General features: G+C 39.2%; 1 pseudogene. It reads left to right on the top strand.

Annotation, left to right across the window (positions count from 1 at the left end):
• Positions 1–1208 (top strand): annotated as a pseudogene (locus HMPREF2766_RS10145) (IS3 family transposase); the annotation flags it as partial.

Below are 1208 nucleotides of genomic sequence, written 5' to 3'. Positions count from 1 at the left end.
GTTCAAATCTATGAACTAAGAAAACAAGGAATCAGCTTCAAGCGACTGTTAGATAAATATGGAATGAACCTTTCAAATCTTAAGTACTTAGTCCGATTGATTGATCGTTACGGAATAGAAATCGTCAAAAAAGGGAAGAGTCATTATTATTCTCCAGAACTAAAACAAGAAATGATAGATAAAGTTCTGCTGGAAGGTTGTTCACATAGAAGTGTTAGTCTTGATTATGCTCTTCCAAGTAGTGGATTACTTTCGAATTGGCAGGCACAATACAAAAAAACGGGTATACTATTGTTGATAAAACAAGAGGGAGACCAGCTAAAATGAGACGTAAACGGAAGAAAACTCGGGAAGAAATGACAGAACTAGAGCGATTTCAGGAAGAGAATGAACGCTTACGTACTGAGGTGGCCTACCTAAAAAAGTTAAAAGAGTTAGAGGAAAGGGACGAGGCCTTAGAGCGAGAAAGACAGAGACAGTTAGAGAAATGGTTTCAGAAGGATTTCGACTAGATTTACTTCTTGAAGCGGCTCGTTTACCTCGCTCAACTTACCATTATCAGTTGAAATAGCTATATCAACCAGATAAGGACAAAGAGCTAAAGGACGAAATACAAGCCATTTATAGTGAGCATAAAGGCAACTATGGCTATCGCCGAATAACTCTTGAATTGAGGAATCGTGGTATATAGTAAACCATAAGAAGGTCCAACGTCTGATGAAAAATCTTGGTTTAACAGCTCGTATCCGTCGAAAACGGAAGTATTCTTCCTACCAAGGAGAGATTGGCAAGAAAGCAGAGAATCTCATTCAACGCCAGTTTGAAGCATCGAGGCCAATGGAAAAGTGCTATACGGATGTGACAGAGTTTGCCATTCCAGCAAGCAGTCAAAAACTCTACTTATCACCAGTTTTAGATGGCTTTAACAGCGAAATTATTGCTTTTAATCTTTCTTGTTCGCCTAGTTTAGAACAAGTAAAAACGATGTTAGAACAGGCATTCACAGAGAAACACTATGAGAATACGATTCTCCATAGTGACCAAGGCTGGCAATACCAACATGATTCTTATCATCGGTTTCTAGAGAATAAGGGAATTCAAGCATCCATGTCACGTAAGGGTAACAGCCCAGACAACGGCATGATGGAGTCCTTCTTTGGCATTCTTAAGTCTGAGAAGTTTTACGGTTATGAGAAGCACTTTAGGTC

This window comes from Streptococcus sp. HMSC076C08, assembly GCF_001810825.1.
In the GTDB taxonomy this organism is placed as follows: Bacteria; Bacillota; Bacilli; order Lactobacillales; family Streptococcaceae; genus Streptococcus.
The sequence above is the reverse complement of the archived record's forward strand: the minus strand, read 5'-3'. Positions and strand labels throughout refer to the sequence as shown.